The 21,355-nt window shown below is 35.8% G+C and carries 20 protein-coding genes; 16 read left to right on the top strand and 4 right to left on the bottom strand.

The window, feature by feature from the left end:
* Positions 1 to 828 precede the first annotated feature (828 nt).
* The 4 genes from B3P23_RS19845 (at position 829) to B3P23_RS19830 (ending at position 3,033) form a co-directional block, all read left to right on the top strand.
* Positions 829 to 1,653: a DUF4595 domain-containing protein gene (locus tag B3P23_RS19845; RefSeq protein WP_293928972.1), complete on the top strand. Its 825-nt coding sequence runs from the start codon at positions 829 to 831 to the stop codon at positions 1,651 to 1,653.
* A gap of 10 nt (positions 1,654 to 1,663) precedes the next feature.
* Entirely contained in the window at positions 1,664 to 2,008 is a 345-nt protein-coding gene (locus B3P23_RS19840; RefSeq protein ID WP_293928970.1) for a hypothetical protein, read from the top strand.
* A gap of 26 nt (positions 2,009 to 2,034) precedes the next feature.
* The gene (locus B3P23_RS19835) at positions 2,035 to 2,499 is read left to right on the top strand and encodes a hypothetical protein (protein ID WP_293928968.1); all 465 of its coding nucleotides are present in this window, start codon (positions 2,035 to 2,037) and stop codon (positions 2,497 to 2,499) included.
* Between the two features lie 81 nt (positions 2,500 to 2,580).
* Positions 2,581 to 3,033: a JAB domain-containing protein gene (locus B3P23_RS19830; RefSeq protein WP_293928966.1), complete on the top strand. Its 453-nt coding sequence runs from the start codon at positions 2,581 to 2,583 to the stop codon at positions 3,031 to 3,033.
* Between the two features lie 152 nt (positions 3,034 to 3,185).
* Here the strand turns inward: B3P23_RS19830 and B3P23_RS19825 are convergent, their stop codons facing one another.
* The 3 genes from B3P23_RS19825 to B3P23_RS19815 all read right to left on the bottom strand — a co-directional run bounded on the left by B3P23_RS19825 (position 3,186) and on the right by B3P23_RS19815 (position 6,401).
* On the bottom strand, positions 3,186 to 4,271 hold the full coding sequence (locus tag B3P23_RS19825; protein ID WP_293928964.1) for a restriction endonuclease, SacI family: 1,086 nt from the start codon (positions 4,269 to 4,271) through the stop codon (positions 3,186 to 3,188).
* A 1-nt stretch (position 4,272) separates the two neighbouring features.
* On the bottom strand, positions 4,273 to 5,361 hold the full coding sequence (locus B3P23_RS19820; protein WP_293928962.1) for a DNA cytosine methyltransferase: 1,089 nt from the start codon (positions 5,359 to 5,361) through the stop codon (positions 4,273 to 4,275).
* A 239-nt stretch (positions 5,362 to 5,600) separates the two neighbouring features.
* Positions 5,601 to 6,401, bottom strand: coding sequence for a hypothetical protein (locus tag B3P23_RS19815; RefSeq protein ID WP_293928960.1), 801 nt, complete (start codon positions 6,399 to 6,401; stop codon positions 5,601 to 5,603).
* Between the two features lie 1,027 nt (positions 6,402 to 7,428).
* Between B3P23_RS19815 and B3P23_RS19810 the strand changes: the two genes are divergently transcribed.
* From B3P23_RS19810 to B3P23_RS19795, 4 genes are all read left to right on the top strand, one after another.
* Positions 7,429 to 9,573, top strand: coding sequence for a TonB-dependent receptor (locus B3P23_RS19810; protein WP_293928958.1), 2,145 nt, complete (start codon positions 7,429 to 7,431; stop codon positions 9,571 to 9,573).
* Between the two features lie 95 nt (positions 9,574 to 9,668).
* The gene (locus B3P23_RS19805; protein ID WP_248755143.1) at positions 9,669 to 10,286 is read left to right on the top strand and encodes a hypothetical protein; all 618 of its coding nucleotides are present in this window, start codon (positions 9,669 to 9,671) and stop codon (positions 10,284 to 10,286) included.
* Positions 10,287 to 10,297: 11 nt separating this feature from the next.
* Positions 10,298 to 11,344, top strand: a complete 1,047-nt coding sequence (locus B3P23_RS19800; RefSeq protein WP_045756246.1) for a sensor histidine kinase — start codon at positions 10,298 to 10,300, stop codon at positions 11,342 to 11,344.
* Entirely contained in the window at positions 11,341 to 12,090 is a 750-nt protein-coding gene (locus B3P23_RS19795) for a LytR/AlgR family response regulator transcription factor (RefSeq protein ID WP_045756245.1), read from the top strand. Before B3P23_RS19800 ends, B3P23_RS19795 begins: the two co-directional genes overlap by 4 nt.
* 47 nt (positions 12,091 to 12,137) lie before the next feature.
* Here the strand turns inward: B3P23_RS19795 and B3P23_RS19790 are convergent, their stop codons facing one another.
* Complete coding sequence (locus tag B3P23_RS19790; RefSeq protein WP_045756244.1) at positions 12,138 to 12,614, bottom strand: helix-turn-helix domain-containing protein; 477 nt, start codon at positions 12,612 to 12,614, stop codon at positions 12,138 to 12,140.
* A gap of 1,264 nt (positions 12,615 to 13,878) precedes the next feature.
* On the opposite strand from B3P23_RS19790, the gene B3P23_RS19785 reads away from it, so the two are divergent.
* From B3P23_RS19785 to B3P23_RS19750, 8 genes are all read left to right on the top strand, one after another.
* Positions 13,879 to 14,691 (top strand): RNA polymerase sigma factor, encoded by an 813-nt coding sequence (locus B3P23_RS19785; protein WP_094771804.1) that lies wholly within the window; start codon positions 13,879 to 13,881, stop codon positions 14,689 to 14,691.
* A gap of 11 nt (positions 14,692 to 14,702) precedes the next feature.
* Positions 14,703 to 15,797, top strand: a complete 1,095-nt coding sequence (locus B3P23_RS19780) for a hypothetical protein (RefSeq protein ID WP_248755141.1) — start codon at positions 14,703 to 14,705, stop codon at positions 15,795 to 15,797.
* Between the two features lie 157 nt (positions 15,798 to 15,954).
* On the top strand, positions 15,955 to 16,563 hold the full coding sequence (locus B3P23_RS19775; RefSeq protein ID WP_293928954.1) for a hypothetical protein: 609 nt from the start codon (positions 15,955 to 15,957) through the stop codon (positions 16,561 to 16,563).
* Positions 16,564 to 16,572: 9 nt separating this feature from the next.
* A complete protein-coding gene (locus B3P23_RS19770; protein ID WP_293928952.1) occupies positions 16,573 to 17,679 on the top strand; it encodes an aminotransferase class I/II-fold pyridoxal phosphate-dependent enzyme in 1,107 nt (368 codons plus the stop codon).
* A gap of 62 nt (positions 17,680 to 17,741) precedes the next feature.
* On the top strand, positions 17,742 to 18,353 hold the full coding sequence (gene bioD / locus B3P23_RS19765; RefSeq protein ID WP_045755812.1) for a dethiobiotin synthase: 612 nt from the start codon (positions 17,742 to 17,744) through the stop codon (positions 18,351 to 18,353).
* Between the two features lie 16 nt (positions 18,354 to 18,369).
* The gene (gene bioB / locus B3P23_RS19760; protein WP_248755139.1) at positions 18,370 to 19,362 is read left to right on the top strand and encodes a biotin synthase BioB; all 993 of its coding nucleotides are present in this window, start codon (positions 18,370 to 18,372) and stop codon (positions 19,360 to 19,362) included.
* Entirely contained in the window at positions 19,347 to 20,618 is a 1,272-nt protein-coding gene (bioA, locus tag B3P23_RS19755) for an adenosylmethionine--8-amino-7-oxononanoate transaminase (protein ID WP_045755810.1), read from the top strand. The genes bioB and bioA overlap by 16 nt, the downstream gene beginning before the upstream one ends.
* A gap of 154 nt (positions 20,619 to 20,772) precedes the next feature.
* Complete coding sequence (locus tag B3P23_RS19750) at positions 20,773 to 21,153, top strand: hypothetical protein (RefSeq protein WP_248755137.1); 381 nt, start codon at positions 20,773 to 20,775, stop codon at positions 21,151 to 21,153.
* Positions 21,154 to 21,355 lie beyond the last annotated feature (202 nt).

Below are 21,355 nucleotides of genomic sequence, written 5' to 3'. Positions count from 1 at the left end.
GTACCATAATGTTTTGTTTAAATCAAACATCGTACTAACTATACACTCACTATATATCTTCCATATTAGTAATACTAAAAAATGACAGCTATATAAAATCTATTATCAATATAGCCGACAATGGAAATAATATTTATATCATTGATATACATTAAATTACTGTCAAGTATTCCAAATTAGAATTAGTAAATATTGGATTTTAACAGTTTAATTAAAGAAATACAACATTAAATATGGCTCCTATTTCTAAAATAGTCAGCAAAATTTCCACAAAAAATAAAATTATATAGAAATTTTTAACAATTGGTGTTGAAATACCCCCACCCAATTATCTTTTGAACACCACAGGTGTATATTAAACAGCCCCCACCTTAGATTTGAGGAAGAAGCATTTATTAAAGTCAAATTTTTATATTTATCTTTGGACAATAAATAATTACAGCTATAGAATAAAAAGAATTTAAAATATCAAGTTAAGCGTTAACTAAAAGTTCTTGTGAAAGAGAAAACCTAGGAAATTTTCAAATTACACAACAAGGACAGTTAGAGTAACGTTCTACGCTCAAAAGCGTGGGGCGTGGCCTATCTGTTTGTGTAAGGGTTCTTCCTAGGTACCTCTCTCCGACAGCTCTAGGTTATAGTCCCACGCTTTTGTATTTACTAACCTATCGTAAAGGGATTCATCGATACCTAATTATTATAACATGTTTATAAAGTAAAATCTATTACGGATTACCGTATACAGCAATTTATTGCTCTCCGTATTTTTGAAAATCACACCATAAACAGTCGTTGCAATTAAAACGACACTAATCAAACTTTAGATTTATGAAAAAAGTAATCTTACTTTTAATGACATTGGCAACCTTAGCAGGTTGTTCAAAAAAAGATAATACAGATAATAACTCTGGTGAAATAGAGAACAATTGTCTTGTCGAACAATTAACCTATGAAGGTGGCTTTGTAAAATTTAAGCGTGATAACCAAAATCGAGTCATTAATGCTCAAAATGAACTGGATGAAAGACCTTGGCAAGGTAAGTTAGAGCATTCATCTTACGATTTTGCTTACGAGCTAAATACAATTACACTTAAATTCAAGAATGACTATGAGTCATATACTGTTATTTACCAGATTGATAAATCAAATAATGTTGTGAAATCCCAAAAATTAGATTCTAACAATTCTATTGATATCGAAAAGAACTACAGTTATGATGCAAATGGATATTTGAACAAAATTATTTCAAAAAGTAAAAGCAAATGGCATCGAGACATTATTTTAGAATACAAAGATGGCAATTTGATTAAAACCAATGAAAATTATGGTTCAGAAAATGGGATTTTAAATAAAAGTAATTTTGAGTTCAAATATGATTTACCTCAAAATAATGTTCCTTATTTCGCCTTATATTCAAGATTATCCTCAACTCTTGATTTTGCAGAATCAGTTCTTCTTGAACAGGGCTATTTTGGTAAAAAATCAAAAAATGCAATAAGCTCTGAAAAAAGTCTATATAGTGATGGTGCTCCTCATGAAACAAATTGGTCATTTACTTACACCACTAATAATAATGGTTTAATAATTAATGTTAAAGAATTCGAAGAGACCGACGGGGCAAGTGAATATACAATAGATTTTAAGTGTAAATAGTATTTTAACGATGTGGTATAAAGTCAGAACTGGTGATAATTCAACATATAGAGGTTGGAATTATAGCGTGACGGCAGATTCAAACAATGATCTGCGAATTATAATAACCTCTCCATACGCAATGGATAGACCGATTGCAAACTCGAGCAATTATGAACAAGAAATAGAATTGTTCTACAGATTTATGGAAATCAATGCGACAAATACATATTCTTTTAAAGAAAAGGTAAGAGTTTTTGGAATATTTTCAACATTTGCACCCAATATTGAAAAGGGACATATCGCCGCTAGAAAATATATAGATCAACGTTTAGGTGACTTCAACCTTGAAAATTTTTATAAAACTATCATGTAAAATATCTATGCAACGATTATTAAAATATGCTTAATTTCTTAATATTAGTATTTACTATTACTCTAGGGATTATTAAACCAATAGAGTTTCTCTCATGGAGAGTCATTATTACTATAATGCTTGTCATTACTATTGTCCCTCTACTTTATTTTTATCGTAAAAAAAATACTAAGTCCACACACTGCACTCTAGATGATTTTTTTCCAGACATTGGAACAGATATTCCTGAAAAAGAGTTCGAACAAATGAAAAAACAAATCATTTCTTACTTGCGTTCCTATGGTGTTAATGATAACTGTGAAATTAATCAGGACATGAATAATGATAACACAGTCGTTTTTCATAGTGACCCAACATTTAACGGAGTGTTCCACTGGGGAACCATGGATTCCCTTAATCAATATAAAAGTGTTTCTGAAAATCCCAATCTGGAAGAATTTACAACTCTTTACATAAGGTCTTACTATGATGTGATTGCAGGCGTTATATAGTAATCATTTTTAAATCTACCTCAATGTTAGCCTCTCCACATCGGAGGGGCTTTTTTTATGCACTTTAATTTACAACACAATATGAAAAATCTATCGAATGTGGCGGAAATCACCGTCCAATTTAAACCTAATTTTAAGGTTTCTGAATGTCCTCAAATTTCCGATTCATCTACTGCTCATATAATATTAAAAGAGTTCTGGGACGAAGGATTGATGCAATTTTTGGAAGAGTTCAAGGTAATCTATCTCAATAGTGCAAATCATGTGCTTGGCATATCAGATATTGCAATGGGAGGGAGAGCATCTGTAAGTGTGGATATGAAAACTATATTTTCTATTGCTCTAAAATGCTGTGCATCAAAAATTATCTTATCACATAATCATCCATCGGGTAAACTAATTCCTAGTTCTCATGATCATGCTATTACGAAGAAAGCTATTGAAGCAGGTAAGGTTTTAGATATTCAGGTGGCTGATCATTTGATTATAGGTGTTAATGGGTATTACAGCTTTAGAGACGAAGGAGATTTTTGAGACATTAATATTTAGCTCTTATACCCCTCAAGAATTTTAGTGTCTCAGCAGTAAACATCACCTCTCACTTGAAACCTTTCCGGGTTTCTGTGAGGGTGATTTAACACAGTTTTAAAGCATAAAATTATTAAAACTATGTATAAAAATTTTTTTTAACCTTTGCTTGTTATTTCGGAAACTGAATTAATATAAAATATTAAGTTTTTCATTGCTTTAATTTCTAAAGCAGTTTCCTTAATTAGCCTTATAAATATTGGAAATGTAATTTTAATTGACCTTGATAACATAAATTCAACATATGAGTCAATATCAATAAATGTCAAATTAAAATTTTTTGTATTTAATTTACTTCTGAAATTTTCAACCTTCTCTTTATCAAAATTTCTGACGTTATTATAAATAAAATATGCTCTATGTATATTTTTTAAAATCGCCTTTTGATATACATGCTCTATGTCATATGCACTAAAATTTTTATCCTTAACTTCGATTAAGTATAATGCCTCACTATCATAATAAATGTCTATATCACCGATTTCTTTGCTTGAAGCACCACTTTGATTGACGTTATGAACAAAAACTGAAAATTTATTGGAAATATCTTCGTAATACATTTTTTCTATTGCACCTACGACCAAGACTGCTGTTTTACCCTCAAATGATTTTTTGACAAGTTCCTTGCAAAATTTTTTTATTTTAATAATTTCTATAGATTCATAATTTTCTTCATAATCCAGAGCCAATGAAATTTCTAATGGGACAATTTCCTTTATTAACTTTAATGAATACTGTAAATTGATATATGCTTCTGCAGAACTTTTTAACCCACTAAATATTCTAATTAACTGTAATAAAACTTCAGCATCAGCACCTCTGCGTACTGCATTTGATGTACTTAACTCTTCAAATCTAGCTGGTTTATTTAAAAATGGTTCATTTGAACCACCTAAACGATTGTTCAGAACCTCTCTCTCAAATGGAACTAAAACACTGTGACATAAGCTCCTTGCGTCGTATGCTCCTTTTAACTTTGATTTTGCTTGAAGAGCTAAGGGGTTTACTGTGTTAACTGTTGCCTTAGCTAATAAGCCATTAATCAATATATATTTATATGTTTTGTGGTTTGAATTTAACACAAAATTAATTTCAGTTTCGAAAGTAATTTTTGAAGTCGGTTCTTCTTCGTATGCTTTTATTAAAACCTTTTTTGCTAATACTTTATCAACTGTTACAGCCATATTATATCAAAATTTCCAATTGATTATTCACAATTAAGTTATTTTGATTACTTAATGTATCAATAATCATTTTACCAATATTTAATGCTAAGTTACAAGGAACGGCATTACCGATTTGTTTAAAAATTGATGACTGCGAACCTTTCCATTCATAATCTATAGGAAACGTTTGAATTAACGCCGCCTCTTGTATAGTTAACCTTCTTAATCTATTTGGAGCTAATCCATATTGTGGAATTATAGTTCCTTGAGATATACCATTATGATATTCCTTTATCCATTCCAATTTATTATGATATAAATTATCATCATCTATAATTGGAGTTTTATTTCCCCCCATTGAAGCTGGTAAAGTATTTGAATATCCATCTAAATTTATAGGTCTTCCCATTCCATTGAAAATCATACCAGCATAAGGCGATTTTCTTAAAACAGGATTTGCAGTCGTCGTAATTTTTGCATTACAGACAGAGTTATTGTTCCCAGTTCCTGCTCTATCTAAAACTTGTAAAACCTCTCTTAATATCGGGCTTTTGATTTTGTAATTAGCGAGCATAGAATCTAAATCTAAGGATGAAACTTCTTCTAATACATTAGCCTTAAATCCAATAAACAAAACTCTTTCTCTATTTTGAGGTACATCGAAATCAGAGGCATTCACTATAACAAAACCACAATTATATCCTAATGATTTAAACTTTTTTATGAGTTCATTTCTTAGAGGTTTCCATTTATCTAATGTACCCAAAGCCTTTACATTCTCCATTAAAAAAGCTTTAGCTTTACTAATTTCAACAACTTTTAAAAAGTTCCAAACTTCTTTACTTCTTGGATCATCAGGATTCATTTTTCCAGCTACAGAAAATCCTTGACATGGGGGACCTCCTGCAACCAAATCAACATCTTGAAATCTTGACAAATCATTAATAATTTCAGATATATCACCATGAAAGATATGATCACCTATATTTGACTTATATGTCTGGCAAGCATCTTTATTAATGTCATTTGCCCACAGAACATCAAAACCCGCTTTTGTTAAACCGTAATCTAACCCTCCTGCTCCAGAATATAGTGACAATAATTTCATTCAGCGAAATTACTAAAATTATTAACATCTGCAGAAAAATTAGGTGTTCTCTTTGGAATAACCGCCAACAAATTAATCTTCATCAGTCTAAAAAAAATAGTATTTTACAATGATATGTCATTTAATTTAGGTATTATAAGATGTTAATAACACAAGTTTTTGATCTCGATATTTGTAACTTTATACCTTTGAAATTAAATAGTTGTTATAGCCTTAAGTTCAATAATCTTAAAAACCAACTAAGCTGTATTTTGCATGAAATTACAATACATTTCTTTGTTTTTATTATAAAATCTGAAGAAGTGAAGTTTTAATAACTCTCTAATATTGTCGCCTGCTATGATACCATTATCTATTCGACCAATATGTTGTGACCATGCCTTATGATGATTAAAGCTAACTTCTAGAGTCCTTGCATCTTTTTGAACCACCTTTTCACCATAGCATTGTGACAGAGCTTTTATAATACAATCCTGCAAATGCCTATTTTCAGGAATATTTTTAATAAAATGTTCTGACCAAAAGCTATTATCTTTTCCTACGTGTGCATAAGAACATTCGAACTCCTGAAACTCTAGCTTATTAATGATTTGAATAATATGATTGTCAGAGGAAGTTTTTAAACAAAAATGGTCAATCTCATTCTTAAGATTGAATATATCATTTACATTATCTACATATTCGTTAAGGATATTAATATATTGATTAACACCCATAAATCCCATACTTTCATCAACTTTTATAGTAAGTTTTTTGTGAAGGGCATAGTCTTTCGAAAAAACTAAGCAATTAGCTAGATAATTATTTGTCATCAAATCTAATTGAATTCCCCTAACCTCTATAAAACAAATTCTTATGGGACAACTAAAAAATAGTCCGTCTACCGTTTCATATCCTGGTTCAAGGTAAATAGGATTGTACGAATCCTCTCCTCGAAAACAGGCTTTCTGCATTCCATATTGATTTACAGATCCAAAATTTAATTTAAATTTTCCAATTTTATTAGGATATTCAACATAATATTTTCGGGTTTGATTCATTTAAATTTATAATAGCTTATAAGGCATTCCGTTTTGGAATTACCGTCATAAATATAGCCAAACCAAGTTGAAAACGAAATAATATTACATATAATTTCATTTTCAATGCTTCTCAGTTTGTCATTATTTATGTTTTGGTAATTCCTTCACTTCATAAAAGCACCTAAATCTTTTTAATAAGTGCTGCGCACACATTAAAAATCTTCATGCTTTTCGAGTTTGGCTCGCCTGCTTGGTCGCTCAGGCTTCGCTGTTGTCACTATTTTTGATATTCCCATCACACAATCCCCATTTCAAAAATACCGCCAACAGCTTCGTCTATTTCATAGATATCGTTGAATCATGCTACGCATTTCTCTTCAACGACCTTCGCTCAACTCGCAGGACGGCGAGCGATAAAAGTGTGTGCTAAAATGAGAATGTTTTACAATAAATAGGAGTGAGACATGAAAATTATGTTTTATATACCCTTGAAAATAATGAGGTCCCAACAAGAAGCAATTTCTCATTAAATACGAAAGTCCTTAGTAAGCGCATTACCATAACTTCAAAAATCAAAAAAACCTATTTAACTTTATACTGATAGAAAGGAGAATATTTCATTGAAATAGCGAGAACACATGCGAGAACAGGGGCCTATTTAAGGCTCAAAAACAAGGTTAATCAACAAAATTTTAAAACTACTGATCTGACAATAAATTTGCTTAAGTATTTTAAAATCAATTAATTAAAGAAGTGAAATATGAGCTTAAAGCGCTGATTAAGAGTCAATTGCTCTACCAGCTGAGCTACAAAGTCATGTCTATATTCAAATGTAACTTAGATTTTTTTTATATCAAACAAAAAAATAAAAAAAACCAATCAAATAAGTACAATCAGTTTTAGTGAATACAATTAACATGACAATCTGACCAAATTCCGTTCATATCCACCAATAAACAGCTCATCCCCATAATCCAACAACTGATCCAATCTTATTTGTCCCGCTGGCTAAAGCTTCACATTTTCAGGTCAAATTAGAAAAAACATGAAGTACATCCTATCCATCATCCTATTTTGTTCTATACAAGTCTCCGGTCAAATAAAAATCAATGGAAACGTCACAGACGGCAATAAAAAGGCGGTGCAGTACGCCAATATTTTCATTGTAGGGACATATGATGGAGGCACAACAGACTCCCTCGGTAATTTTTCATTTATGACGTACGAAGTTGGAAATCAACTTTTAAAAATTACTGCAATTGGCCGTGAATCTAAATCGATACCCTTCGATCTCGCGCAAAATAAGCCCCTGCAGATACAACTCCAAGAGCAAGCAAAGCAATTGGATGAAGTGGTTATCCAAGCGGGTCTATTGCAGGCTGGAGATAAGGGCAAAAACACCGTGATGACCCCGTTGGATATTGTCACTACGGCAGGGAGTATGGGTAATATTTTTGGAGCATTAGCGACACTTCCCGGCGCACAGGTAGCAGGAGAAAATGGAAGATTGATGGTTCATGGGGGAAGTGCAGCAGAGACACAGACCTACATCAATGGTATTCGAGTACCGCAGCCTTATACGTCTTCTCCCAATGATGTTCCTGTAAGAGGAAGATTCTCACCGTTTCTTTTTAAAGGGATCAATTTCTCTACCGGAGGCTACTCTGCTGAATATGGAAATGCCCTTTCCAGTGTACTGATTCTCAATACAGCGAATCAAATCGAACCCAACAAAACTGAGATTTCCATCTCTTCTGTTGGGTCAGGTCTGAGTAATACACAAAACTGGAAAACAAAATCCCTTACTTTCAATACTTCTTACACCAACCTCAAGCCTTACAGTAAAATCATCACACCCAACATTGATTGGACTAAACCCTATGAAAACGCTTCTGGAGAACTCATCTATCGTCAAAAATTAAAAGCTGGATTTATCAGCTCCTATGCTTCGTTCAATTTTGAAGATATGGGCTTATATCAGAAAAATAGCAACTATAATCATCCTATAGCAATCAAAAAGAGGGCATACAACAGTTATTTCAATACCGATTACCAGCAAAATCTCGGTGGCGGATGGGACTTGCAATCAGGTATGGGTATCGGTTATCTAAATGAAAAACTACAAGCAGACAGCATGGGTATGCCACATCAAGAGATCGCTGTCCATGTGAAAGAAAAGTTCACAAAATCATGGAACAACCGGTTAAAAAGCATCTTTGGGATAGACTATTTCTATACTGATTTTACACAGGATTTTACAAGCCCAAGTATACGCAAAGAAGCCTCCTACATCTCTTCTATAGCTGCTCTTTACACTGAAACCACCTATGCCATGAATAACAACCTCATTGCAAAATTAGGTATTCGGGGGACTTCAAGCACTGCTGAACCCTTTCTCTTGGAGCCGCGATTTTCTTTAGGCTACCTCATCGATCCTTACAACCAGCTTTCTTTTGCTTATGGTGATTTTCATCAACAGGGGCCACAGGAGATGCTCATATACGATAAGCAAATAAAATGGCAACAAGCGCATCATTACATCCTCAATTATTATTACGAAAAAAAAGGAAGGACAGTCCGTGTTGAGGCATACAGAAAAACATACGATCACCTGATCAAGTACGATACCCCTCGCATCAATAGCAGCAGTATATTTACCAATACAGGGACAGGGTATGCGCAGGGTATTGATCTGTTTTTCAGAGATAATAGGTCGATCAAAAACTTACAATATTGGATATCCTATGCTTACACGGACTCCAAACGTAATGAAACTGATGCTCCATTTTCCGTCACCCCTTCCTATGTATTCAAACACACCCTATCGGTAGTAGCAAAATATTGGATCAATGCCCTGCACTCTCAAGTCAGTTTAACAAACAATTATCTTTCTGGAAGGAGCTACCATGATCCTAATCTCCCGTCTTACACACAGCGCAAGACAGACGCCTACAATACACTCTCTGCCAGCTGGTCCTATCTTATATCGCAACAAAAGATCATTCACTTATCTGTCAATAATCTACTGGGCAGTAGTCCGATCTACGGATATCAATATGCCGATCAGCCAAATCAGCAAGGTATATACAATCGTATTGCGATCACCCCTAGTACCAAGCGATTTGTTTTTGTTGGATTTTTCTGGACCCTATCTTCAAATAAAAAAGAAAATCAACTAGACAACTTATAATCGACAGTTCGTCCCATAAATACAACAATTGAGCACATTAAAATTGTTGGCATTTAGATAAATAATGAAATTTGATAGTATAAAACAATATCAATATGAAAACTTTAATAATTGCATTTATTGCCCTATTCTCAGTCGCCACCTATGCACAGTCCCCTTATGAGAAAGGAATGTCCCAAGGCTTAGCACTATGGAAATCTGGAAATACAACCGAAGCAGCAGCACAATTTGAACGGATTGCACAAGCGGAGCCTGATAATTGGATTCCACTTTATTATCAAGCACTCATCGGAACAACTACTGCCTTTTCCATAAGAGATCCGGAGGAAAAATTAAAACTGATCCAAAACGCCAAAATCATCCTTAACAAAAGCAGCCAAGACAATAATTCGGAATGGCTGACTTTAAAAGCAATGAACCTGGTTGCAGAATTGACGACAGATCCAATGACAAAATCCAAGACCTTAGCACCGACCATCTACGCTTTGTATGAAAAGGCAATTCAATTAGATCCCAACAATCCCCGTGCGGTATTAGGACTTGCGGAGTTTCAGATCGGAAGCAAAAAATATTTTAAACAAGATATCAGCAAAGAGTGTGAAGCTGTGAAGAAAGCATTAGATTTGTTTGAGACTCATAAACCAGCACTTCCTTTTGCTCCAGCATGGGGTAAAGAAAGAGCGGAGCAGATTGTTCAGAACTGCGGTCAGTAAAATAGGAAAAGATGAAACCTTTTAAAACACTTTGCATAAATGCCCTGCTCATTACGCTCATCATTAGTGCTGTCATTACCGCTGTTAACTTTGCTTCTGATCCTAATTTCGATTTAAGATCTTTTGTCTTATCCAAAGGTATGTTATCAGGATTCTTAACTGGTTTTTTCCTTTATCTTATAAATACCTTTTTATACCGTCAGGTCTGTCAAGTATTTCCACAAAATTCACATTATGTGAAAAGAATATTATTGTTTATACCAGCAACTGCAGTACTGACCCCGATCGTTGTTTTTATCATCAGATTTGCTATCCTCAAAATCGCAGTCGATCAGTCTTTACTAGATTTTGTAGCCAAACAACATATTGGGACTTATTTTAATATGACTCTGATCAGTATTATTGTTTCTCTTTTAATATTCAGTTTCTATTTTTATAAAGCTTATAAAGAGAGTCAGCTCAGGAAACAGACCGCACTCACCAAGTCTGCCAATGCTCAATTTGAATCTTTAAAAAATCAGCTAGACCCTCATTTCTTATTCAACAGTCTGAATGTACTCACAAGTTTAATCGAAGAAGATCCGCAAAAAGCGGTTAATTTTACGACTTCCTTATCGAGAGTATACCGTTATGTACTGGAACAAAAAGACAAAAGCCTCGTAGAGGCCAGTCAAGAAATCAGTTTCGCACGCATATTTTTAAATCTCTTGGCGATCCGCTTTGAAGGATCGCTGGAGATTCATATTGCTGATGGAGATATCCAGCAGGATGAACAAGTCGTACCCTTGGCCTTACAGCTTTTAATTGAAAATGCGATCAAGCACAACAGCCTTAGTCTTCATAACCAATTGCATATCCACATCTTTAAAGAATACGACAGGCTTATCATCCAAAACAATTTGCAAGAAAAAGAAAGTATAAACGGTATGGGAATAGGTCTGAAGAATATTAAAGAGCGATATGCACTATTGACCAAGCATCCAGTAACGGTAACCAAAACTACTGATCATTTTATTGTAGGACTCCCATTGATAAAAAAAGAAAATAAAGCATCATGAACATCATCATTATTGAGGACGAATTACCATCTGCACGTTTACTGAAACGAAAGATCGAAAAAATGGGTTATACCGTCCAAACCATGTTACATACTGTTAAAGAAGCGAAAGAATGGTTTGCAACGCATGTTCATCCAGACCTAATTTTGATGGATATCCAACTATCAGATGGGCTATCTTTTGAAATATTTGAAGGGCAAACTGTTGATTCAGCATTGATTTTCACAACGGCATATGATGAATTTGTGCTCAAGGCTTTCAAGCTCAATAGTATTGATTATCTATTAAAACCCATTATCGATGAGGAACTGGTATTTGCTTTCAATAAGTTCTTACAACAATTTCAGTCTCGTCCGACCTTTGATTTTGCTCAGATAAAATCACTATTGACCAATGAGGTCAAGCACTATAAAGAGCGTTTTACGATCAAGATAGGCGCTTCAATTAAAATGATTGAAACAAACATGATCAGTTGCTTTTATAGTGCGAACAAAGGGACTTATTGTCGTTGCTCGGATCAGCACGATTATTTATTAGACCTAAGCTTAGATCAGATCGAGCAGCTCGTAGATCCCAATCTCTTCTTCCGGATCAATCGCAGCCAGTTGATCAATATCAAACATATTAAAGAAATCGCCATTCACAGCAATTCAAGACTACGTGTTTATTTACATCATGATCAACAAACGGATATGATCGTGAGCCGAGAAAAAGTCAATGATTTTAAAAAATGGCTGGATAGATAGTAGAACAAAATGCATGGATCTAGCTTGAGATCGGAGTTTGATTACCCTTATTTTAGTTTTTTTATATACAGCTTAAAGTTGCCTACTTTTTCATATTCTAACACATCATGCTTACAATATTCTGTTAGGTAAACAGAAAACTTATTACTGTCATTTTTATCCGATTTCAGTTTGGCCAATACTTCCGAGACACGTCTTCGGGTGTCAAAAAAGTCAGAATTATAAACCAAATCATCTAGCTTTTGTGTTGTTTCAATGCGCCGTTTAGATTCTGGCTCAATATCATATAAGGGTTTTAAATCTATTTCTTTTTCAAAAATTGATTTAGGTTGAATCTTTAAGGCACGGCAGATCGATAAGAAATTGAAGATGGTTGTACCCTTTCCTTTTTCAACCGCAGCAATGGTATTGATAGTAAGTCCGGTCATATGTGCGACATCTCGTTGAGAGTAACGCAAATCATCTCTTCGCTTACGAAACCGGATCCCAATATCTATAATTGTATTTTCATTATTACTTGACACGTAACAAATAGAATAATTATTTGCGCAAATAAAACATAAATAAAAGTGTAATTTTATTTGCTCAATAATCCAATTACTATTATATTTGTATCGATATCAAGCATGATCAGCAATTTGAATAAATATATGATGATATTAAAAATAGATAAGTAACCGATCTATATTATGGACGACTTTACCAATTATAATCCTTAAGCGATCGCGTTAGAATGTAAGAATAAGGAAATGTGCTTGTTTGTGTAAAAAACAACTGATGTTATTTTTCTACCAAATTGACCGATTCCATTTGCAAGTTCTTTGACATACTGGTATTGAAAGATCGAGGCTTCTTGTGGAGCCGTAAGGTGAGGGCATGACCACTCACTAAATACTTTAAAATTAAACAGGTCCATTCATGAGTTATATACTCCAATAGTTAAAGCTACTGGCCACATCTAGATGAGATGATCATGGATTTTGATCCTATTTTATGTTTTCCAAAATTGCATTGGTAAACATATAATTAGGGTCTACTCATATTGGTCTTGTTTATGACCCCAAATTTTGAAGCGATACACAATTATGTTTATGTTTAAGTTTAATTAATGATGAAACTTAAACTATCACAACCATTATATAATTGCATTAATAATCTCATTCATTATTGATTACTATTACATATTGGCGCGACATATTTTTATACTTGACACCTTAATATGACACATTCATCTACCATGAAGAACGACATGTCCTATGTCTGCAAACTCATACAGCATTGGCATCGAGGCGACTTGTATAGCCGCAGGGTGAGTGTTTAATCGCCTCATCAAGTACCCTAACTATATTTTAATAAAACCCTGCTATGTTTGTTAAAATTATAGGCTCACTGGTATATACAACAAAGGACTTTTATACTTATCGAGTGTTGCTTGTACAGCCGTAGGGTGAGGGCAATAGCCACTCACTAAAGACCTAAAAAAAGACTTAAATTATTTCTTTAAGTTTTAATATAGTGATATATAAGCTTGACTTTTCATAGCTATATAGCCTGTCATTACAACATTGAATTTTGAGTTAAGTAGCCTTTTGTTGGCCTTTCAAAATTAAAAGGACTTTAAAAAGAATAGCAGCCCTTTAAAAAAAATCAGATTCCCATTTTTCACTTCAATACCAATTTGCCCATTCATAAATCACTCAACTTGTCCTGCTTCGACCCATAAAAAAATCCACCGAAATAGGAGCTGACTACGTTTTTTTTAATCTTCAACCAATTAGAGATCGAAATATGAACAAACTTTACATTAAAAAAAATACCAAAATTCAAATTACTTATCTGAACAATGGCATAGAGAAGGGACTTAACTTTTTCTACCAGCACTTCTATCCTTATTGCTACCGCAGAGCCAACCGTGCAATACAGGATACATGCATTGCAGAGAGTATCACCCAGGAAGCTTTCTTGCGCTTGTGGCTATTTCGCGAAAATGTACATAGCGAAGCAGATATTTTCAACTTTCTAAAAACTCAGATTCGCATGGCAGTCCATGCATACTACAACAAGTCTAGAAATCGTTTTCACAGAAGTCTGTTACAGCTAGATGCATTCAAAAATCAACAAGAGTTTAGGGACGAATATGAGCCGAAAGAAGAGTGTGTCGAAGACTTGATCGATGTGGAAAGACTAGAGGATGAGAATAAGGATAAACTACATAAAATATACACCCTGTTGCCTTCATTAAATATCGAACAGCAGCTCTTCATTAAACTTTGCCTACAATACAGCTTCAATTATGAACGAATAGCTTATTATCTGGGTGGCATATCGGACTATGAAGTCAATATGCAGGTGGAAAAAACAATTGGAACGCTACGTGCGATCTTAAACAGTAATCAAAAAATAGGTCAGGTGAGCAAAAATCCAAAGATGATAGCGCAAGGAAATTTTACGGATGAACAATTCGAGATATTTCACATGCGCTATGAACTACAGTTGTCTTTCGAGCAAATATCACAACAGCTACAATTAGATCCTACGACCGTTAAAAAGTTATTTGTAGAAGCGCACAGTAAAATAAAACCTAGTAAACAAATTGCTTAAAGTAAAGGATTATGGCCAGTGAAACGACTATATTAACTCGCAAAATTCAAATTTTTATCGACTGCGATGATAAAGAAAAACGTAGTGAATATTTCAAAAAATTATACGAATGGCAAGATATTGTGTATCGGGGAGCAAATCTAGTGCTTACGCATCAATATGTACAAGAAAATATAAAAGATCTGATCTACCTCAAAACAGATGTTAAAGTAACATTAACCGATAGCAGTACTGATGGGGAGGGAATACTAAACACGTCACGTATGAATACCACATACCGACTGCTCTCAAGCTATTTTAAAGGACAGATTCCTACTGATATATTATCGAAGGTGAATACTTCTCTGATAAAAAATTTTCAATCTGACCGCTTAGCATATTGGAAAGGACAGCGTTCCCTGCGCAATTATAAGAAAGATATGCCTATTCCCTTTTCTTCTCGGTCACTTAAATTAAGTCATGATGAGCATAGCCGAGATTTTAAACTGAATCTCTTTAAAATCCCATTCCGCACTTATTTAGGAAAAGATAGAACCGATAAACGCGTACTTCTGCAACGCGCATTGATCGGCCAACTCAAAATCTGTGCAAGTTCCATTAAAATCGTAAAAGGCAAGATATTTATACTCCTCGCACTAGAAATACCCAATAAAGAACATACACTAAACAAACATATCATCGCCGAAGCATCATTATCCATCGAACATCCGATTTCAGTGGCTATTGATAGAGACAACTATCAGATCGGCTCAAAAGAGGAGTTTCTATACCGACGTATAGCGATACAGGCTGCTAGATATCGCCTACAGAAAGCTTCCACCTATAATAAGGGTGGAAATGGAAGAAAAAGAAAACTCAAAAGTCTCGATCATTATCATGAAAAAGAAAAAAACTATGTCGATAGTAGACTACACCTGTACAGCCGTAGACTTATTGATATCTGTATCAAATCGCAAGCAGGTACCTTGCTCTTGGTCAATCAATCTAACAAAGAACGATTAGCCAAAGAGGATGACTTCCTACTGCGTAATTGGAGCTACTACGGCCTCATGGAAAAGATCAAATACAAAGCAAAATTGGCAGGAATCCACGTGATCATTGAATGACATAATCGACTCACTATCAGAATTAAATAACACAAAAAATAAAAAACTTCGATTCTTAACAAATTTAATAAGCTTTTCATCCGGACTAGCTGAAAAATTAAAACTGGCACATGATACGTGTTTACTAGGGCAATACCTTTGTCTCAAAATTAAGGCTATGGATATTCACCAAGTAATCCGACATATTGTCCAACAAGATCAACTGCACGCAAAGTGGTTGAACACACTATCATTTATGGAAAATGCCGGTGCTAGAAAAATATCACAATGTGAACACTCCACAAAAGTAGATATTATTCAGCTCAAACATGCCGCTGAAGAACACCGGCATGCGTACTATCTGAAAAAACAGATTGGAAAATTAAGTAACGATATGTGCAAGACTTATGACGACAGGTATCTCATTGCTCCAAGATATACCAGACAATACCTACATCAGTTGGATATTAAATCTTGCCGTTACCTCAAAGATACTTTTAATCTCTGCGGACCAGCGCTTAAGCATGCGGCTTACCTCTTTGTGACTTACGCTATTGAGGTTCGTGCTGATCAACTTTATCCCATCTATCAACATACACTCGACCTAGAGCAAAGCAAAGTAATGGTAAAATCTATCATTCTCGAAGAAGAAGGGCATCTGGAAGAAATGACTGCTCAGCTTCAACTGTTTTCGCCCAATTGGGAACGCTATGCCGAGGATATACAGGCTATAGAGCAAGGCTTGTATAAAGAATGGATTTCGGCGATTGGATCGTACATCAATTAAACAGAGAAGATGTATCGTTTATTGGCGACCCGATTGATGCAAAGATCCGAATCAGGATTTTTAAGAGCGCTCAAACCTCGTGCTAAGGCAACTGACTTTTATAGCAATGACTATCTGGGTATGGCCCGTAACCAAGAGTTCCATGCAGAAGTTTTGCAAGCAATACAAGACGATCATACTTTGATTGGCGGAAGCACGGGATCTAGACTCATCAGCGGTCATACCCAAGTCGCACTTGAAACAGAGGATTTTCTTGCCCAAACTCATCACGCAGAGTCCGCGCTACTATTTCCATCGGGCTATATCGCAAATCTAACTTTATTTTCATGCCTACCACAAAAAGGAGAAACCGTGATTGTCGATGAGTATATCCATCGATCTGTACACGATGGATGTATGATGTCTACCGCAACAAAGTGGAAATTCAAACACAATAATCTTCAAGATCTCGAAGATAAACTCAAACGTACCCAAGGTATCTGCTACGTCGCTATTGAAAGCCTGTATTCTATGGAAGGCGATTTCGCTCCGCTGAAAGAAATAATACAGTTGACTGAAAAATATGGCGCTTCTTTAATCGTCGATGAAGCACACGCTTTTGGAGTATTTGGGTACGGATTGGTTCATCGATCGGATTTACAAAACAACGTTTTCGCGACTCTTGTTACTTATGGCAAAGCAATGGGATGTCATGGAGCTGCGGTACTATGTAAGGCTATCGTCAAATCCTATTTGATCAATTTTGGTTCACCATTTATATACAGTACAGCACCAACAGATCTGACGTGGATGCAGCTAAAAATGGGGTATCAGTATATCCTTAATCATCCATCTTTAGCTGATCAGCTGCAACAAAATATTCAGTTTTTTCGATCACAGGGTCTCCCGATTCTATCTGCAAAAGAAAGTCCTATTCAAGCACTTGCGGTAAAAAATAATGAGCAACTCTTGCAATTAAGAGATGTCCTATTGCACAAAGGCCTACAGACCTACGCGGTTTTTTCTCCAACAGTAAAATTGGGACAAGAACGTCTGAGGATATGCCTTCATACGTTTAATACGAAAGAAGATATCCGATTGCTGGCATCTCTTATACAAGAAAACCTATCGCTGTGAAGTGAGCAAAACAGCATGTTACTATTATTTTTAGTAAAAGAAAAATAACATTTTAAATAGCTATGAAAGAACAACTATTTATCACCGGAATCGGGACAGAAATCGGGAAAACAATATGTGCTGCTGTATTGACACAATATTTGAAAGCGGACTATTGGAAACCTATTCAATCTGGAGAACTGCATGCAACAGACAGTATGCGCATCTATGATCTGCTACAAGGCGATGTGGTCATCCACAGCGAACGGTATAAACTAAAGCTTGCAGCATCACCACATAAGTCGGCAGCACTAGAAGCGGTCAGCATTGCTCTAGCGGACTTTGAAGTCCCGACAACAGACAATCATCTGGTCATAGAAGGTGCCGGAGGCTTGTTTGTCCCGATTAATGATAACCATTTTATGATTGATTTAATACAATCATTTGCAGTTCCTGTTGCCCTAGTAGTCAAAGACTATCTCGGTTGCATCAATCATACCTTGCTATCGATCAATGCCATAAAACAACGAAACCTGCATTTGAAATATATCCTATTTAATGGTGGCATCGACCCCGATTCAAAAAAGGTGATTAGCCAGCACATACCATCCGATACTCGGGTGATCCATATACCGCATTTAAGCGCAATAACGGCACAAGCCATCAGCAATCTTGCCCATGGTTTAACTCTTTAACACAAACGAATACAATATGAAAACAAAGATCAGAAACAACTGGACCAAAGAAGAAATACAGCAAATCTATGATCAGCCCCTCATGGAGCTTATATACCAAGCCGCTACGGTGCACCGAGAATTTCACAATCCTGCAGAAGTACAAGTGTGCACCTTACTGTCTGTCAAGACCGGAGGCTGCCCTGAAGACTGCTCGTATTGTGGTCAAGCGGCGCGCTACCATACTGACATCCATGTACAGGCGCTCTTACCGACAGAAACCGTAATCGATCATGCTAAAAAGGCAAAAAAGAATGGCTCCACTCGATTTTGCATGGCCGCTGCCTGGAGAGAAGTGCGTGACAACCGTGATTTTGACAGAATTATTGATATGGTAAAGGGAGTCAATGCACTGGGGCTAGAAGTGTGCTGTACATTAGGGATGTTGACCGAACAGCAAGCAATACGTCTACAAGAAGCGGGTTTATATGCTTATAATCACAATTTGGACACCTCAGAACACTATTATGACGAGATTATTTCGACCCGTTCATTTGACAATCGGATCAATACCATCAACCATGTCCGCAAAGCGGGCATCACCGTTTGTTCTGGCGGCATCATTGGATTAGGAGAGTCTCACAAAGACCGCATCTCTATGCTATTAACCTTAGCAACAATGCCCAAGCATCCTGAATCCGTCCCTGTCAATGCACTAGCTCGAGTAAAGGGCACTCCTTTAGAAAATAATCCAAAGGTCGACATCTGGGATATGGTCAGAATGATTGCGACGGCCCGTATCGTCATGCCTAAGGCTATGGTAAGACTCAGTGCAGGGCGCGTTGAGATGAGTGAAACCGAACAGGCATGGTGTTTTATGGCTGGAGCAAATTCTATTTTTACTGGTGAACAAGAAACATTATTGGTGACTCCCAACCCCGGTGTATCTCAGGATATGAAGATGTTCCAGACATTGGGACTCCAGCCCCTAGCCAAAGGAATCAAGGAGGGATCATGCACGACGATTTAAGAGCACGGGATCAAAAAGTAAATTGGCATCCTTATACACAAATGAAAGGGGCATCAGCGATCGTGCCTATCGTGCGCGCTGAAGGAACTTACCTCTATGACAACGAGGGCAAGCGCTATATCGATGCTGTCTCCTCTTGGTGGGTGACGCTACATGGTCACGCCCATCCTTACATAGCAGACCGCGTGTACCGCCAGCTCAATACCCTTGAACAGGTGATATTTGCAGGATTTACACATGAACCAGCCATACAGCTAGCCGAAAATTTATTAAAGCTCCTTCCGAGCAATCAAGAAAAAGTATTCTACACGGATAATGGATCGACAGCTGTGGAGGTCGCACTTAAAATGTGTGTACAATACCACGCGAACAAGGGGCATAAGAAATCAAAAATCCTAGCCTTTCAAAATGCTTATCATGGTGACACATTTGGTGCCATGTCGGTGAGTGCACGTGGGGTATGGACCGAACCATTTGGGCATCTTCTTTTTGATGTTATTTTTATCGATATACCGACCCACGACAATATAGCATCCTTATTCGAAGAAATCGACCAGTATGTTGACGACATCGCATGTTTCATCTACGAACCTTTGATACAAGGGGCGGCTGGTATGCTGATGCATAAAGCTGAAGATCTAAATATGCTCATGAACTATTGCCGTCAAAAAGGTATTCTAATGATTCAAGATGAGATCTTTGTCGGTTTTGGGCGCACGGGTAAATTATTTGCGGCAGATCACCTAACCGAATATCCGGATGTGATGTGCTTTTCAAAAGGACTTACGGGTGGTACCATGCCTTTAGGCCTGACCACTTGCTCCTCGATTATTTATGATGCTTTTTATGCCGATGATAAAAAAAAGGCTCTCTACCATGGTCACTCCTTTACAGCTAATCCTTTGGCCTGCGCAGCTGCCTTGGCAAGCATGGAACTCTTATTAAAAAAGGAAACTCGTGATCGAATAACAGCTATTGAACAGAAGCATCAGACCTTTCTTGCTCATATTGTACTGGATCCAAAGGTCAAATATGCTAGGCAAACGGGAACTATTTTGGCTATCGAGCTACAACAGGATGAAAAAACATCTTATTTTAGTGTTTTAAGTGAGGTCTTATACCCCTATTTTTTAAGCCGAGGCATCTTGATCAGACCATTGGGCAATATCATTTATCTCGTTCCTCCTTACTGCATAAGCGATGATGATCTTGATTATATCTATACCGTCATCATCGATGCACTGCAGCTCTACTAGTGTATTTGGATCTACCTATGCTGTTTAATTGACAATAAGTTCACTTTTATCGTACCAGATCGACACATAAAATGTATGTTTGCACATGCTAAAATCAAAGATAGTATGAGTATATCATCTATCAAAAAACAATAGTAAAAACAATTCATACAAAATGTCAATTTCATACAACGAACGTTTCTTTCTCCTATTCGAGGATTTAAAGAAAAAAGGCGAATTAAAAACATACGTAGAGCTCGGTAAATTAATCAACGAAACTAAAGTTGGGATCAATGATCTCAAAACTGAACGTAAGAAGGTGAGTGTTCAACATATCCATGATATGAAAATTTCATACAATTATATCAATACGGACTACTTAGTCGGAGCGAGCAACCAGCTGTATTTATCGCCAAACGAAACAACGCAGTTAACCTCAACGACATATTCAGAAAACTCTGGACATCAAGAAACGATCTTGGCACTTAAAGAAACCATCGCAGCAAAAAATGAAACGATCGAAGTTCTCAAAGCGCTCTTAGTTCAGAAAAAATAAGAAATCAAATCATTTAAAAAAAAACAAAATCCACGGGATATCTTTTCTGTGGATTTTGTTTTTAGTACTACCACTGAGATGATCAAGCGGGTGTCGCCATCTTTTTTATAAAAAAGATCGTTATCGTCATTTTATTGCTGTACCATCACAGTTAAGAACAGTATTTTCGAATATTATTTGTAAACTTAGCCCATCAATCTAA

This window comes from Sphingobacterium sp. UBA6320 (assembly GCF_002440335.1).
GTDB lineage: Bacteria > Bacteroidota > Bacteroidia > Sphingobacteriales > Sphingobacteriaceae > Sphingobacterium.
The sequence above is the reverse complement of the archived record's forward strand: the minus strand, read 5'-3'. Positions and strand labels throughout refer to the sequence as shown.